Origin of the sequence: Streptomyces sp. NBC_01257, from assembly GCF_035917255.1 — a bacterium.
Taxonomy (GTDB): Bacteria; Actinomycetota; Actinomycetes; order Streptomycetales; family Streptomycetaceae; genus Streptomyces.
In genome coordinates this window covers 7,843,713-7,858,376 of the sequence record NZ_CP108472.1, presented here as the reverse complement: position 1 = coordinate 7,858,376, position 14,664 = coordinate 7,843,713, and the positions used below count along the sequence as shown (strand labels likewise).

13 protein-coding genes are annotated in these 14,664 nt (G+C 73.3%); 9 read left to right on the top strand and 4 right to left on the bottom strand.

Going from position 1 to position 14,664, the window contains the following annotated elements:
- Positions 1 to 77 precede the first annotated feature (77 nt).
- The 3 genes from OG408_RS34275 (at position 78) to OG408_RS34265 (ending at position 2,759) form a co-directional block, all read left to right on the top strand.
- Positions 78 to 728 (top strand): DUF3105 domain-containing protein, encoded by a 651-nt coding sequence (locus OG408_RS34275; RefSeq protein ID WP_326673604.1) that lies wholly within the window; start codon positions 78 to 80, stop codon positions 726 to 728.
- A 62-nt stretch (positions 729 to 790) separates the two neighbouring features.
- Entirely contained in the window at positions 791 to 1,417 is a 627-nt protein-coding gene (locus OG408_RS34270) for a DUF305 domain-containing protein (RefSeq protein WP_266786597.1), read from the top strand.
- A 97-nt stretch (positions 1,418 to 1,514) separates the two neighbouring features.
- Entirely contained in the window at positions 1,515 to 2,759 is a 1,245-nt protein-coding gene (locus OG408_RS34265; protein ID WP_285564273.1) for an ROK family protein, read from the top strand.
- A 99-nt stretch (positions 2,760 to 2,858) separates the two neighbouring features.
- On the opposite strand, the gene xylA is transcribed toward OG408_RS34265, so the two are convergent.
- A complete protein-coding gene (gene xylA / locus OG408_RS34260; RefSeq protein ID WP_266785321.1) occupies positions 2,859 to 4,028 on the bottom strand; it encodes a xylose isomerase in 1,170 nt (389 codons plus the stop codon).
- Between the two features lie 222 nt (positions 4,029 to 4,250).
- Between xylA and xylB the strand changes: the two genes are divergently transcribed.
- From xylB to OG408_RS34240, 4 genes are all read left to right on the top strand, one after another.
- A complete protein-coding gene (gene xylB / locus OG408_RS34255) occupies positions 4,251 to 5,741 on the top strand; it encodes a xylulokinase (RefSeq protein ID WP_326673603.1) in 1,491 nt (496 codons plus the stop codon).
- A 94-nt stretch (positions 5,742 to 5,835) separates the two neighbouring features.
- Complete coding sequence (locus OG408_RS34250) at positions 5,836 to 7,110, top strand: VWA domain-containing protein (protein WP_266785317.1); 1,275 nt, start codon at positions 5,836 to 5,838, stop codon at positions 7,108 to 7,110.
- Positions 7,110 to 7,940, top strand: coding sequence for a hypothetical protein (locus OG408_RS34245; RefSeq protein WP_326673602.1), 831 nt, complete (start codon positions 7,110 to 7,112; stop codon positions 7,938 to 7,940). The genes OG408_RS34250 and OG408_RS34245 overlap by 1 nt, the downstream gene beginning before the upstream one ends.
- 179 nt (positions 7,941 to 8,119) lie before the next feature.
- A complete protein-coding gene (locus OG408_RS34240; RefSeq protein WP_326673601.1) occupies positions 8,120 to 9,670 on the top strand; it encodes an aspartate:alanine exchanger family transporter in 1,551 nt (516 codons plus the stop codon).
- On the opposite strand, the gene OG408_RS34235 is transcribed toward OG408_RS34240, so the two are convergent.
- From OG408_RS34235 to OG408_RS34225, 3 genes are all read right to left on the bottom strand, one after another.
- The gene (locus OG408_RS34235) at positions 9,649 to 10,407 is read right to left on the bottom strand and encodes a GNAT family N-acetyltransferase (protein ID WP_285564277.1); all 759 of its coding nucleotides are present in this window, start codon (positions 10,405 to 10,407) and stop codon (positions 9,649 to 9,651) included. The two genes, OG408_RS34240 and OG408_RS34235, sit on opposite strands and share 22 nt — an antisense overlap.
- Positions 10,408 to 10,465: 58 nt before the next feature.
- A complete protein-coding gene (locus OG408_RS34230) occupies positions 10,466 to 11,650 on the bottom strand; it encodes a GDSL-type esterase/lipase family protein (protein ID WP_285564278.1) in 1,185 nt (394 codons plus the stop codon).
- Between the two features lie 64 nt (positions 11,651 to 11,714).
- A complete protein-coding gene (locus tag OG408_RS34225; RefSeq protein WP_326674634.1) occupies positions 11,715 to 12,284 on the bottom strand; it encodes a TetR/AcrR family transcriptional regulator in 570 nt (189 codons plus the stop codon).
- Between the two features lie 228 nt (positions 12,285 to 12,512).
- On the opposite strand from OG408_RS34225, the gene OG408_RS34220 reads away from it, so the two are divergent.
- Positions 12,513 to 13,880: a cytochrome P450 gene (locus OG408_RS34220; RefSeq protein WP_266785307.1), complete on the top strand. Its 1,368-nt coding sequence runs from the start codon at positions 12,513 to 12,515 to the stop codon at positions 13,878 to 13,880.
- A 187-nt stretch (positions 13,881 to 14,067) separates the two neighbouring features.
- The gene (locus OG408_RS34215; RefSeq protein ID WP_326673600.1) at positions 14,068 to 14,604 is read left to right on the top strand and encodes a DUF4232 domain-containing protein; all 537 of its coding nucleotides are present in this window, start codon (positions 14,068 to 14,070) and stop codon (positions 14,602 to 14,604) included.
- The last annotated feature ends 60 nt before the right edge of the window (positions 14,605 to 14,664 follow it).

Sequence of the window (14,664 nt, the reverse complement as noted above, 5' to 3'; positions counted from 1 at the left end):
CCGCGCACGTCCCGGACCACCCGGGACGCTGCCGCATGCCCGCAACCCGTCCGTTCCACCGAAACCGAGGACCCGTCATGGCTTCCGCCAAGAAGCAGAACACCCCTGCCAACGCCCGCCGCGCCAAGCTGGAGGAGGCCCGCCGCCAGGAGCGGGCCCGCGAGCGCCGCAGCCGCGTCATCACGATCGGCGCGGCCGTGCTCGTCGTCGCGGGTCTCGTCGCCGGCGGCGGCTATCTGATGAACGCGGCCGACGAGCAGGACAAGGCCAAGACGGCCGCCAAGGCCTCGCCCGTCGAGGGCGAGAAGAGCTGGGACAAGCTCACGCAGAACCACGTCGAGAAGAAGGTCGACTACCCGATGAACCCGCCGGTCGGCGGCGACCACAACCCGGTGTGGATGAACTGCGACGCCGACGTCTACAGCAAGGAGATACCGAAGGAGAACGCCGTCCACTCGCTGGAGCACGGCGCCGTCTGGGTCACGTACACGAGCAAGGCGAGCGCGGCCGACGTGAAGAAGCTCCAGGACAAGGTCTCGGCCACCCCGTACTCCCTGATGAGCCCGCTGGAGGACCAGGGCTCCCCGCTGATGCTCAGCGCCTGGGGCAAGCAGCTGGCCGTCAAGAGCGCGTCCGACGCCCGCGTCGCGCAGTTCTTCACGAAGTACGTCCAGGGTCCGCAGACGCCGGAGCCGGGTGCCGCCTGCTCGGGCGGGATCGCCAAGTGAGCCAGGCAAGCCAGGCGGCTCAGGGCGGTCGGGCCACGCCCTCGGCCCGTACGTGGCGGCCGATGGTGCTGGCCGGCGGCGCGGTCCTGCTGGTGGCGGCCGGCCTGGTCGTGCTGATGCTGGCGCGGCCCTCGTCCTCCTCCCCCTCGGACACCGGCGCCGCGTCGTCCACGTCCGCCCCCGCCGAGACCTCGGCCGATGTCGGGTTCGCGCGCGACATGGCCGTCCACCATCAGCAGGCGGTCGAGATGGCGTTCGTCGTCCGGGACCGCACCGCGGACGTGGCGGTGCGCCGGCTGGCGTACGACATCATCAACACCCAGGCCAACCAGCGCGGCATGATGCTGGGCTGGCTGGAGACCTGGGGCCGGTCGAAGAGCTCCCCCGGTCCGCCCATGGCCTGGATGGGGCACGCCTTCACCTCGCGCGGTGACGGGGCGCTGATGCCCGGCATGGCGACCGACGCGGAGCTCGACGCGCTGCGTGCGGCGAAGGGCCGGGACGCCGAGGTGCGGTTCCTGAGACTGATGACCGCGCACCACCGGGCCGGGGCGGAGATGGCGCAGGCGGCCGCCGACGCGGCGGGCACCGAGGAGATCCGGAATCTGGCCTCGGGCATGGTGCTGGGCCAGCGGTCGGAGATCGCGCTCATGGCGGACATGCTCAAGGAGCGCGGCGCCACCGACTGAGCGGTGGCCGGGGCCGGGCCGCATCCGAGGACCCGGCCCCGGTCCTGCCGCATCGGGACCGTACGCGCGTACGGAATCGCATAGGCTCGGGACCGATATGAAGAGCAACCTCACGCCGCTGGGGCCCAAGGCCGACAAGGACACCGTCCGGCGCAGCAACCTCAGCCTCGTGCTGCGGGCCGTCCGTGACGAGGGCGAGGGCGAGGCGACCCGGGCCGGGGTCGCCGCGCGGGTGGGACTGACCCGGGCCGCCGTGTCCTCGCTCGTCGAGCAGCTGATCGACAGCGGGTTCCTCACCGAGTCCGGCAAGACGTTCAGCGGGCAGGCGGGCCGGCCGGGGACCGCGCTGAAGACGGCCCGCACCGGTCCGGCGGGCCTCGGTGTCGAGGTCAACATCGACTACGTCTCGGTGTGCGTCGTCGACCTGGCCGGAACCGGCCGCGTCCGGCTCACCGAGCACCTCGACAACCGGGGCGCGCCGCCCGCCGAGGTACTGGCCAGGGCGGCCAGGATCGCCGCGCGCACCCTGGAGTCGGCGCGCGAGCAGGAGCTGTTCCCGGTCGGGGTGGCCCTGGCCCTGCCCGGTCTGGTCTCCGGCGGCTCGGTGCGGCAGGCGCCGAACCTGGGCTGGAACCAGGTGCCGGCCGAGGAGCTGTTCGCCGCCGCACTGGCCGCCGAGCGCCCGGGCCACGAGGCGCTGACGGTGAGTTCGGAGAACGAGGCGAATCTGGCGGCGCTGGCCGAGCTCTGGTTCGGCGGGCTTGGCCGGATCCGGACCTTCCTCTATCTGACCGGTGAGATCGGTGTCGGCGGTGCCCTGGTGATCAACGGGGAACTGCTGCGCGGCGCGCACGGTTTCGCCGGGGAGATCGGGCACGTGGTGGTGGACTCCGAGGGGCCGCAGTGCCGGTGCGGGTCGCGCGGCTGCCTGGAGCAGTACGCGGGACAGGCGGCGCTGCTGCGGTCGGCGGGGATCGAGGAGAGCGGCAGCGGGACCGGGGTCGAGGAACTGGAGCGGCGCACCCGGGCCGGGGACGAGCGGGCGGTGGCCGCGGTCGCCGACGCGGGGCGGATGCTGGGGCGGGTGCTGTCGGGGGCGGTGAACCTGCTGGACCCGGACGCGGTGGTGCTCGGCGGGATCTACCGGAACCTGATGCCGTGGCTGGCGCCGCCCGCCGACGAGGAGCTGACGGACCGGGTGGTGTCGGGGCTGTGGACCCCGGGCGGCGGCCGGCTGCGGGCCTCGTCCGTCGCGGGCGACGCGGCACGGGGTGCGGCGGCACTGGTGATGACGGATGTGCTGGCCGACCCGGTGGCGTACGCGGGGCGGACACCGGCCTGAGCGGACGGCCCGGCGGACCCGGGGCGTGAACGACGGAGGGGGACGGACGCACGGTGCGTCCGTCCCCCTCGTGTCACCGCCGCGGTGCGGCCGGCGGCGTCAGCGGACGCCGAGCAGGTGGTCCATCGCCAGCTGGTCCAGGGCCTCGAACGCCATGCCGCGCTCGGCCGCCGCGGTCACGTCGAAGTCCTCGTAGGCCGAGCGGTCGGCGAGCAGGCCCGCCACGCCGTCCTCGGCGGTGCGCTGTGCCAGCTCGTCGAGCCGGGACGCGCGCAGCGCCTCCTGCACCGCCGGGTCGGCGCGGAATGCGGCGGCGCGCTCCTTGAGGATCAGGTAGTTGCGCATGCAGCCCGCGGCCGAGGCCCAGACGCCGTCGTAGTCCTCGGTCCGCGGCGGCTTGAAGTCGAAGTGGCGCGGGCCCTCGTAGCCGGCCGTCTCCAGCAGGTCGACGAGCCAGAAGGCCTGGCGCAGGTCGCCGGCGCCGAAGCGGAGGTCCTGGTCGTACTTGATGCCGGACTGGCCGTTGAGGTCGATGTGGAAGAGCTTGCCCGCCCAGATGGCCTGTGCGATGCCGTGCGGGAAGTTCAGCCCGGCCATCTGCTCGTGGCCCGTCTCCGGGTTGACGCCCACCATCTCCGGGCGCTCCAGGCGCTCGATGAAGGCGAGGGCGTGGCCGATGGTGGGGAGCAGGATGTCGCCGCGCGGCTCGTTCGGCTTGGGCTCGATGGCGAACCGGAGGTCGTAGCCCTGTTCGGTGACGTAGTCGCCCAGCAGGTCGAAGGCCTCCTTCATGCGGTCGAGCGCGACGCGGATGTCCTTGGCCGCGCCCGACTCGGAGCCCTCGCGGCCGCCCCAGGCCACGTAGGTGGTGGCGCCGAGCTCGACGGCGAGGTCGATGTTGCGGATGACCTTGCGCAGCGCGTAACGGCGGACGTCGCGGTCGTTGGAGGTGAAGGCGCCGTCCTTGAAGACGGGGTGGGTGAAGAGGTTCGTCGTGGCCATCGGGACCACGAGCCCGGCCGCGTCCAGCGACTGGCGGAACCGCTTCACGATGCCCTCGCGCTCGGCGTCCGTGGAGCCGAACGGGATCAGGTCGTCGTCGTGGAAGGTCACGCCGTACGCCCCCAGCTCCGCGAGGCGCTGGACGGAGTCGACCGGGTCGATCGCCGCCCGGGTCGCGTCACCGAACGGGTCCCGGCCCTGCCAGCCCACGGTCCACAGGCCGAAGGTGAACTTGTCCTGCGGGGTGGGCGTGAAGCGTTCCGTCATGGTCCAGCCGCCTTCGGTGCCATGGGTCCGCAGCCGGTCGAGCGGCCGAACCACGATTTGTTCACTGTCATGACTAATCATGCACGGACCACCCTCGCGACGTAACCCCCCGTCCCGGGAAATCCGGAGCGGGCCCGGTCCAGCCCTGTTCGGGGCGTGCGCGATCGCGTAATTTGTTTTTCGTACGATCAAATCCCCGTCAACCAGAGAATGAGGTCAGCCATGCCGCCGCACTCGGTCGTCATCGGTGTGGACAGCTCCACCCAGTCCACCAAGGCGGCGTTCGTCGACACCGCAACCGGCCGGCTGCTCGCCGTCGGCCGGGCCCCGCACGTCGTCACCGGCGAGGGCGGGGCCCGTGAGAGCGATCCGGAGGTGTGGTGGCAGGCGCTGCGCGACGCGGTGGCCGCAGGGCTCAAGGAGTCCGGCGCCGCCGCTTCCGACGTCATCGGGATCGCCGTGGCCGGGCAGCAGCACGGACTGGTCGTCCTCGACGGCGCGGGCCGCCCACTGCGCCCGGCCCTCCTGTGGAACGACACCCGTTCCGCGCCGCAGGCCGCCGCGCTGACCGAGGCACTGGGCGGGGCCGACGCCTGGACCGCGCGAACCGGTTCGGTGCCCGTGGCCTCGATGACCGCGTCGAAGTGGCAGTGGCTGCGGGAGAACGAGCCGGAGACCGCCGCCGCGGCCGCCGCGATCCGGCTCCCCCACGACTTCCTCACCGAGCGCCTCTCCGGCCGGGCCGTCACCGACCCCGGCGACGCGTCCGGCACCTGCTGGTACTCCACCGCGACCGGCGCCTACGACCCCGAGCTGCTGGCCCTGCTCGCCATCGACCCGGCGATGCTTCCGGAGGTGGCGTCGAGCGGTGCCGCCCGCGTCGGTTCACTCACCGCGCAGGCGGCAGGGGAACTCGGGCTGGCCGCCGGCATCGCGGTCGCGGCCGGCACCGGCGACAACATGAGCGCCGCCGTCGGCCTCGGGCTCGGCGGCGCCGGCCTCCTCGACCACCCCGTCCTCAGCCTGGGCACATCGGGCACGGTCTTCACCGCCTCCCGGGCCCGCCCCGCCTCGCCCGCACTCGCCGGGTTCGCTGCGGCGGACGGCACGTACCTGCCGCTGGGCTGCACCCTCAACTGCACGCTCGCCGTGGACAAGGTGGCCGCCCTGCTCGGCCTGGACCGCGATGACGCGGCCCCCGGCGGCGAAGCCGTGCTCCTCCCCTACCTGGACGGCGAACGCACCCCCGACCTGCCCACCGCCGCCGGACTCCTCACCGGCCTGCGCCACGACACCACCCCGCAGCAGCTCCTCGGCGCCGCCTACGAGGGGGCCGTCGTCACCGTGCTCCGCGCGCTCGACGAACTGCTGCGGGCCTGCGGGCTGGACCCCGACGACCCCGAGGTGGCGGCCCGCCCGCTGCGGCTGATCGGCGGCGGCGCTCAGGGGAGGGTGTGGGTGGAGACCGTGCGCCGCCTCTCCGGACGGCCGGTGACGGTGCCCGCGAGCGGCGAACTGGTCGCACTCGGCGCGGCCGCGCTCGCCGCCGCGGCGGCCACGGGCGCGGATCCGGTCGCGATCGCCACCGGCTGGGACACCGGCGATGACGTCCGCCTGGCGGCGGTGGAACGGGATCTGACGACCTGGGACCGGGTCGGTTCCGTACTGGAGCGGGCGGCCGGCCCCCTGCTGGGAGCGGCCCGGGCGAGCTGACCGGCAGTCATGTCCCGTCGCACGCCGCGCACAAGCGCGTGCGGCGGGCACCAGCCGTTTTGGATAGCGAACTGATGTTCACTACTATCCGGCGATGATCATAAGAAGAAGGCTGACGGTCGGGGTGGGCATCCTGCTCGCCACCCTGACCGCCGGGCTCGGCTCGGCGCTCCCCGCCGCGGCCGATGAACCCCCCGCCAAAGCCTCCCCCAAGGTCGAGCTGGTGCTCGACGTCAGTGGCTCCATGCGGACCCGCGACATCGACGGCCAGTCCCGGATGACCGCGGCCAAGCAGGCGTTCAACGAGGTCCTGGACGCGGTGCCCGAGCAGGTGCAGCTCGGCATCCGCACCCTCGGCGCCGACTACCCGGGCGACGACCGGAAGGTCGGCTGCAAGGACACCAGGCAGCTGTACCCGGTCGGCCCGCTGGACCGCACCGAGGCCAAGACCGCGGTCGCCACCCTCGCCCCCACCGGCTGGACCCCGATCGGCCCGGCCCTGCTGGGCGCCGCCGACGATCTGGAGGGCGGCGACTCCACCCGCCGGATCGTGCTGATCAGCGACGGCGAGGACACCTGCGGTCCGCTCGACCCGTGCGAGGTCGCCCGGGACATCGCGGCCCGCGGCATCCACCTGGTCATCGACACCCTCGGCCTGGTGCCGAACGCGAAGATCCGCCAGCAGCTCACCTGCATCGCGGAGGCCACCGGCGGCACCTACACCGCCGTCCAGCACACCGACGAACTCTCGGGCCGTGTCAAGCAGTTGGTGGACCGCGCGGCCGAGCCCGTCGTCACCCCGGTCGCGACGAAGGGTGCGGACAGCTGCACCGGCGCCCCGCAGCTGCAGCCCGGTCTCTACACCGACCGGTCGAAGTTCGGCGAGCACCGCTGGTACCGGGTCGACGTGCTGCCCGGCCAGGAACTGCGCGCCTCCGTCAGCGTGTTCGCCGACCGGGCCGTCAACAACGACTACGGCACACTGCTGCGCGCGGTGACCGTGCACGGCCGGGAGATCGTCCGGGGTTCGGAGTCCGGCACCGGACGCACCGACGCGATCTCGTCCGGGCTGCGCTATCCGAAGCCCGAACAGGACACGGACGGCGACGAGAAGCCGGCCGCCGAGACCGTCTGCCTCCAGGTCTCCCACTCCTTCTCCGCGCCCGCCTCGGTGAAGACCGCTCCCGGCATGCCGGTCGAGCTGACCGTCGACCTGGTGGACGGCCCCGACGAGGCGGCCGACGCCGCCGCGTTCGGCCTCGGCCACGGCTGGTGGCTGCTGGGCGTGCTCGTCCTGACCGGACTGATCGCGGGTCTGCTGACCGGCTGGATCTCGCGCTGGCGCGTCGCCGTCTGGAGGACCAGCTGATGTTCCGTACGAGACGCGTGCTCGCGGGCACGCTGCTGACCGGTTTCGCACTGCTGACCGGGACGGGTGCCGCCGTCGCCGACGACCCGTCGCCGAGCCCGGACCCGAGCGCCTCCGCCGAGGGCTCCGGCCCCACGGAGGCGGGCACCACCTTCCGTACCGCCACGGCGCTCCAGCAGGGCCAGACCGCCACCGCGGGCGCCTCCACCGGCGACTACCTGTACTGGGTCTTCCCGGCCGACGCCGGTCAGCGGGCCACGGTCAGGGCGAAGGTCACCCTGCCCGAGTCCGCCACCCGGCACGGCGCCTCGACCTGGCAGGTCGACGTGTACGACGGACTGCGCCGCCGTCAGGCCTGCATGTACGGGAAGCAGACCGGCAAGGTGGCGGCCGACGCCGGCGCGGTCGAGCTGACCTGCGTCCTGCGGACCGTCCGGGCCTGGTCCGAACCGTGGGCCGACGACCCGCTGCCCGGCAGCTACTACGTCCGCCTCACGGTCGTGGACCTGCCGTCGGCGGATCTCGGACTGCCGGTGAGCACCGAGGTCGCGGTCACGTCGGCCGACAAGGGAGGTGCCTCGGACGTCGACGGCACCCTCTCCCAGCCGCTGGTTCCCGGAGTGTCCTCGGCCGAGCAGGCCTCGGCCGACGCGTCGGCCGCTCCGGTCGCGCTCGGCACCGAGCCCGAGGACGGCTGGTCCTCCGGCTGGTGGACCGACCGCTGGCTGTGGACCGTCGGCGGCGGCGTGCTGGGCGCGCTCGCGGCCGTCTTCGGCTACTCCCTGACGCGTGGCCGCGGCCGCCCGTCCCGGGTCCCGTCCGGCGTCTGACGGCACGAAACCGCCGGGCGGGCCGGGCGCCCGGCCCGCCCGGCGGTGCGGGCGCTCGGCCGGACGGTCCTGAGTGGCAGCCTCCCGGCACCTCGAAGATCATGGCCCCGTCAGGATCGCCTCGTTCCTCGCTACGGGAGGCCCACCCCGTGTGGCAGTTCTTCGCGGACAATCCCTGGGTGGCCGTGTTCGCCGTCATCACCGTCGGCGCCCTGCTCGGAATGGTCCGGTTCGGCCCGGTGAAACTCGGTGCGGCCGGTGTCCTGTTCGTCGGCCTGCTGGTCGGCGCGCTCGACAAGGACATCGCGCCCGCCGTGCCCGCCGGTGTCTCGGCCCTGGGCCTGGCGCTGTACGTGTACACCGTGGGCCTGGAGTCGGGGCCCGCGTTCTTCCGCGAACTGCGCAGCCAGCTGCCGGTGATGGCCGGTGCGGTGGTGGCGCTCGCGCTCACCGCGGTCGTGGTCGGGTACGTGGGCCACAGCGCGTTCGGCATCAGCGGACCGTTCCTGGCCGGCGGGTACGCCGGGATCGGGACGACGACACCCGGTCTGGCCGCCGCGCAGGAGGCCTCCGCCGATCCGACGCAGCCCGCCGTGGGGTACGCGATCGGCTATCCGCTCGCCGTCGTCATCACCATCCTGTTCATCTCCGCGATCGCGGCCCGCCGCCACTGGGCGGCACGCCGGGACCCCGGCTCCGGACTGCCGCCCGTGCTCGTCACCCGTACGGTCCAGGTGGACCACGACACGGAGTGGAACGCGGTACCGGGCGTCGCGGACCACCGGGTGCTGGCCAGCGAGTACCGCCCCGAGGGCGGCGACGTCCAGGTGGCGCACGGCCTGGACCGGCTGCGCCCCGGTGACCTCATCGTTCTGGTGGGCGGCGAGGACGACGTACGCGTCGCGACCGAGCGGCTGGGCTCGACCGCGCCGGTCCACCTCCTCGACAACCGCCGCACGGTCGACTACCGCCGGGTCCTGCTCACCAACCCCGAGCTCGCCGGCCACACCGTCGCCGAACTCGGTCTCGGCCCCCGGTACGGGGCCGCCGTCAGCCGGGTCCGCCGCGGCGACGTCGACATGCTCGCCCACGACGACCTGGTGCTCCAACTGGACGACCGGGTGCGTGTGGTGATGCCGCGCGAACGGATCACCGAGGTCTCCACGTATCTCGGCGACACGGAGACGAAGGTCAGCGAGGTGAGCGCGGTGAGCCTGGGGCTCGGACTCACGCTCGGCTTCCTGATCGCCATCCCCTCGGTCACCTTCGGCTCCACCACCCTGGCGCTCGGCACGGGCGCCGGACCGCTGGTGATGGGCATGATCCTGGGCTGGCGACGGCGCACCGGCCCGCTGGTGTGGACCCTGCCGACCCGGGCCAACCTCACCCTGCGCCAGATCGGTCTGCTGCTCTTCCTCGCGGTCGTCGGCCTCACCTCCGGCTACTCCTTCCGCCAGAACGCGTTCTCGCTGTTCGGTCTGAAACTGGTGGCCGTGCTGGTGATCGGCGCGGTGGTCAGCTACACGCTGATGGTGCTGGTCGCGAAGGCGCTCGGGCAGAGCAGGGAGCGGACGATGGGCCTGCTGTCGGGGTACGTCGGCAACCCCGCGATCACCGCGTACGCCAACAGCCGGGTCACGGACAGCCGCGTCAACAACGGCTACTCGACGCTGTTCGCGCTCGCCATCCTCGTGAAGATCGTCTGCATTCAGCTGATCGTCGGACTCTGAACCCCGCGCACGCTCAGCTGGCTGCCCAGCTCCCGGAAGCCCAGGGCCCCGGCCACCCGGCGCGACGCGGCCGGCCTCGCGCGCCACTGCGGCAGCCGCCCGGCGGCGAGGGCGTGCGCGGTCGCTGCGGAGGCCACCCGGCGGGCCAGACCGCGGCCCCGCGCATGAGGGGCGGTCAGGACGCACAGGTGCGCCGTGCCGTGCGGCCAGTCCCGGTATCCCGCGGCCGCGACGACCGTGTCCCCGTCCCGTACGGCGAACGCCGGGGAGGTGATCTCGTCCAGCCCGCACTCCCCCGCGTCCTCCTCGCTCACCGAGGCGAGCAGCCGCACGAGGTCTCCGTGGCCCGGGGGCAGGCGGTCGGTCGCGCCGGCTCCCGGTGGCGACGGGCGGAAGGCGTCGCCGGACAGGTAGGCGAGGGTGGCGGGGCCGAGCACCTCGGCGACCGGCAGGACCCCGGCCACCGCACCGGGGTCGGTGAGCGAGGGCGTCGCGACACCCGTCAGGGCCCGGCGGACCGTGTGCGCCACGCCGTCGGAGGGCGCGGTGACGACGGCCGCGTCCCCCAGCAGCACGGTGCCCACCCAGCCCGGCGGGGCCAGGGCCGACGCGGGCGCCGTGACCACCGTCGGACCGCCGCGGGACGCGAACGAGACCGGCACTCCGGCCAGTGACTCCCACAGGAGACGGGCCCGTGCCATGAGGGGGTCGGTGCCTGTGCCGCGGTCGGTGTCCATGGCCGGATCCTGCCATCGGGCGACGGGGAACTCCTCCTGGTTTTCCGGGTCTCTGCTCTCAGACGCCGTCAGCGGCGAACGGCCCGTCGCCGCTGAAGACCTGGCCGGCGAAGCGCTCGCCCATGCGGCGGTGGGTCGCCGCGTCCGGGTGGAGCGCGTCCGGCAGGGGCAGTTCCGCGACGTCCTGCTCGCCGTAGAGACCGCGGCCGTCGAGGTAGTACAGGTGCGGGTCGTCGGCGGCGCGCTGCCGCACCACCCGGTCCAGTTCCTCCCGGATCACCTGGAGCGTCAGCTTCCCGGCCGCGCGCTCCGCCGGGTCGCCCATGGCACGGAAGCTGAGCTTTCCCTCGGCGAGGCCGGAGAAGTCGGGCGCACTGGGGCCCGGGGTGTCCTCGTGGATGGGGCACAGGATCGGCGAGACGACCAGGAGCGGGGTGTCGGGGTGGCCCTCGCGCAGGGTGTCGAGGAATCCGTGCACGGCCGGGGTGAAGGCGCGCAGCCGCATCAGGTCGCTGTTGACGACGTTGATGCCGATCTTGACGCTGATCAGGTCCGCGGGGGTGTCACGCATCGCGCGGGCGGTGAACGGGTCGAGCAGCGCGCCGCCGCCCAGGCCCAGGTTGATCAGCTCCACTCCGCCGAGGGAGGCGGCGAGGGCGGGCCAGGTGGTGGTGGCGCTCGCCGCGTTCGAACCGTGGCTGATCGAGCTGCCGTGGTGCAGCCAGGTCCGGCGCCCCCGGTCAGGGGCAGGCTCGACCGGGGCGTCGGTGCGCAGCGCGACGAGCTCGGTGCCCTCGTTGTACGGCAGCCAGAGCTCGACGTCCTTGTCCTCATCGCCCAGACCGTCGAACCGGACGGTGCCCACCGGGCCGGGCCGGAAGTCGACGGAGCCGGTGGTCATGTCGACCGTGAGGACGTGGCCTCCGCTCGCGTCGGCCTGGGCGGCGAGACGTCCGTCGACGACGAGGTCGTAGACACCGTCGGGGCGGGACGGTGCGCCGGTGTACTCCGTCTTGGTGCGCAGGGCGTCCAGCTCGATGACACCGGCCCGGGTGCGGAACACCAGCCGTACGCCGGAGGGCTGGGCCTCCGTCATGGCCACCTGGCCGTCGGGGTACTGCGCGCGGGCACGGGCGGGCAGCCGGTGCGGGCGCAGGCCGTGCTCGGTCCGCTCCAGGTCGAGGGCGCCGCGCAGGAGGCCGGCGGTGAGGGGTGTGGTGATCAGTTCGGTTCCGGTGTCCATATGTCTCTGCCTGTTGCTCGGTGGGGGTGAGGTCGCGGCGGTGGCGCCGGGGCGGTACGGGAGGTCAGGGGGCCGGCCAGTTGCGCAGCAGGGCGTCGAGGGCGTCCACGACGCGCGTCCAGGACTCCTGCGAGTCGGGGGCGCTGTGGCTGAACCCGCCCTGCAGTTCCAGGCTGACGTAGCCGTGGAAGACGCTGCCCAGCAGCCGGACCGCGTGCGTCTGGTCCGGTTCGGTCAGGTCGTAGCCGCGCAGGATCGCGCGCGTCATCTGCGCGTGCCGGACCCCGGCGCTGGCGACGGCCGTCTCCGGGTCGAGCCTGAACTGTGCCGCGGCATAGCGGCCGGGGTGCTCCCGGGCGTAGTCGCGGTAGACGTTCGCGAAGGCGCTCAGGGCGTCCTTGCCGGCCCGGCCGGCCAGTGCGGCGGCACCCCGGTCGGCGAGCTCCTCCAGCGCGAGCAGCGCGATCCTCGTCTTCAGGTCGTGGGAGTTCCTCAGGTGCGAGTAGAGGCTGGCGACCTTGACGTCGAACCTGCGGGCGAGCGCCGACACGGTCACCTGCTCGAAGCCGACCTCGTCGGCCAGCTCCGCACCGGCCTGCGCCAGGCGGTCCGGGGTCAGTCCTGCGCGCACCATCGGCTTCTCCTCGTTCTCGGCATCACCCATCATGCATTTGCCTAATACCTTTAGGCAAATGGGATCGATATTTAGGGGCGCCGACGGGCCGGATCCGCCTTGCCGATCACGCCTCGGGGCGGCGGCGCCATCCGTGACATGTCCGGGCTACTCTCGACAACTCACGTACTCCACAAGGCCGGTGACGCGCGACCCAGCCCGGCCGGACATTCAGAGCGGAGACCTTTCATGTCCACGGAGACCGGCCCGGCCGTCGATGCCGGACCGCGCGGCCACAGGATCGTCCCGGGCCCCAAGGGGCTGCCCTTCCTCGGGAACATGCCGCAGTTCGGCAAGAACCCCCTCGCGTTCTTCGAGCGGCTGCGCGGCCACGGAGACCTGGTCCAGTGGCGTTTCGGCCCCAACTCATGCGTGTTCATAGCCGATCCGGAGTGCATAGGCGAACTGCTCACCGAGACGGAACGCACCTTCGACCAGCCCGCGCTCGGCATCGCCTTCCGTACCGTGATGGGCAACGGAGTGGTGGTCGCGCGCGGGGCCGACTGGCGGCGCAAGCGCTCGCTCGTGCAGCCGTCGGTGCGCCCCAAGCAGGTCCGGTCGTACGCGGCGACCATGGCGGGCAGCACGGTGGAACTCGCGGACACCTGGTCGGGCGGCCGGCGCATCGACATCAAGCGGGAGATGGCGGCGCTGACACAGAAGATCGCCGTCCGCACCATCTTCGGCGTCGACACCCCCGCCGACGCCGAGGCGATGGGCCGGGCGATGGATGTGGCGCAGGCGGAGATCGGCAAGGAGTTCGCAGGGATCGGCGCACTGCTGCCGGACTGGGTCCCGACCCCGGGCCGGGCCAGGATCAAGAAGGCCGCCGCGGTCATCGACGCCGAGGTGGGCCGGGTGGTCGCCCGGCACCGCGAGGGCACGGACGACCGCCCCGACCTGCTGAGCCGGCTCCTCACCGCCGTCGACGAGACCGGGGCGAAGCTCGACGACCGGGAGATCCGCGACGAGACCGTCACCCTCTACATCGGCGGCCACGAGACGACGAGTTCGACGCTGGTGTGGGCCTGGTACCTCCTGTCCCGCAACCCCGGGGCGCGGGCGGCGCTCTCCGAGGAGCTGGACCGGGTGCTCGGCGACCGCGAGCCGGGCTTCGACGACTACGCACAGCTCCCGTACACCCAGGCGGTGGTCAAGGAGACGCTGCGGCTCTACCCGACGATCTGGCTGGTCACCGGGGTCGCGAAGGAGGGCGCCCGGATCGGCGGGCTGCCGATCCCGGAGGGCACCAGGGTGTGGAGCAGCCAGTGGGCCACCCACCGGGACGAGCGGTGGTTCCCGGAGCCGGAGGAGTTCCGCCCCGAGCGCTGGGACCCGGAGACGGGCGACGAGATCGCGGAGTACGCCTGGTTCCCGTTCGGCGGCGGCCCGCGGGTCTGCCTGGGCACCCGGTTCGCGATGGTCGAGGCGGTGCTGATCCTGGCGGTGCTCGCGCGGCGGTTCGACCTGGACGTCGATCCGGGCACGGTCAACCCGGTGCCGACCCTGACGCTCCAGCCCGACCGCGAGGTGATGGCCACGGTCCGGGCGCGCTAGCGGCAGACGGCCGGGCGGCGGCCGAGCAGGGGGCACAGGGCGACACAGATGCTGAACCGATATGTCCGATCTATCGCCATGAACCGGGCATACCGTTCAGAATGTGCGTGTCGGCCGTAGCGGCCACCGTGGCCCCCGGGCCACGACCACACGCTGTCGATCCACGCCGATTCAGGGGAGACACATCATGCGTCCGAGTTCCGCTCTCACCGCCGCCCTCACCGCGGCGGCCGCCCTGGCCCTGACCGCCACCGGGGCGTCGGCCACGGCCGGCGCGGCCACCCACGGGCCGTCGGGCCGCCCGGCCCACTGCCAGGAGAAGGCCCTCCGGATCTCCGCATCGCCCGGCGGGCAGCACAACGTGGCGCGCATCGCCGTCACCAACCGGGGCGGCCGCACCTGCGTCGTGGACCGCATCCCGACGATCACGTTCCGGGGTCTCGACGGCTCGGCCCAGCCGGTCCCGCCCGCCACCAGCGGCTCGTACGTGCTCTCGCCGGGCGAGCGCGGGTACGCCGCCGTCCGCACGGCGGAGCGGGGCACCCGTCACGGACACGTCATCCGCAGCCTGTCGGTGGCGGCGGACCCCGCGCACTACGGGGTCACGTTCGGCGCGGCCGCCGTGGGCATGGACCGGGGCATCCGGGTGTGGGAGCCGGTGACCACGCTGTGGCACACCTCGCGGGGCGCGGCGGACCGGGCCCTGGCCCGCGCGACGCACTGACCCCGCGGAGGCGGGGACCCGGAGCCGCCAACGGCCGTGGGTCCCCGCCAGGGCGACGCG

Excerpts from the sequence above, each read along its gene's own strand:
- xylB (WP_326673603.1), top strand. The coding sequence starts at position 4,251 with ATGCCGCCGCACTCGGTCGTCATCGGTGTGGACAGCTCCACCCAGTCC.
- OG408_RS34250 (WP_266785317.1), top strand. The coding sequence starts at position 5,836 with ATGATCATAAGAAGAAGGCTGACGGTCGGGGTGGGCATCCTGCTCGCC.
- OG408_RS34270 (WP_266786597.1), top strand. The coding sequence starts at position 791 with ATGGTGCTGGCCGGCGGCGCGGTCCTGCTGGTGGCGGCCGGCCTGGTC.
- OG408_RS34245 (WP_326673602.1), top strand. The coding sequence starts at position 7,110 with ATGTTCCGTACGAGACGCGTGCTCGCGGGCACGCTGCTGACCGGTTTC.
- OG408_RS34220 (WP_266785307.1), top strand. The coding sequence starts at position 12,513 with ATGTCCACGGAGACCGGCCCGGCCGTCGATGCCGGACCGCGCGGCCAC.
- OG408_RS34275 (WP_326673604.1), top strand. The coding sequence starts at position 78 with ATGGCTTCCGCCAAGAAGCAGAACACCCCTGCCAACGCCCGCCGCGCC.
- OG408_RS34225 (WP_326674634.1), bottom strand. The coding sequence starts at position 12,284 with ATGGTGCGCGCAGGACTGACCCCGGACCGCCTGGCGCAGGCCGGTGCG.
- OG408_RS34235 (WP_285564277.1), bottom strand. The coding sequence starts at position 10,407 with ATGGACACCGACCGCGGCACAGGCACCGACCCCCTCATGGCACGGGCC.
- OG408_RS34230 (WP_285564278.1), bottom strand. The coding sequence starts at position 11,650 with ATGGACACCGGAACCGAACTGATCACCACACCCCTCACCGCCGGCCTC.
- OG408_RS34215 (WP_326673600.1), top strand. The coding sequence starts at position 14,068 with ATGCGTCCGAGTTCCGCTCTCACCGCCGCCCTCACCGCGGCGGCCGCC.
- xylA (WP_266785321.1), bottom strand. The coding sequence starts at position 4,028 with ATGACGGAACGCTTCACGCCCACCCCGCAGGACAAGTTCACCTTCGGC.
- OG408_RS34265 (WP_285564273.1), top strand. The coding sequence starts at position 1,515 with ATGAAGAGCAACCTCACGCCGCTGGGGCCCAAGGCCGACAAGGACACC.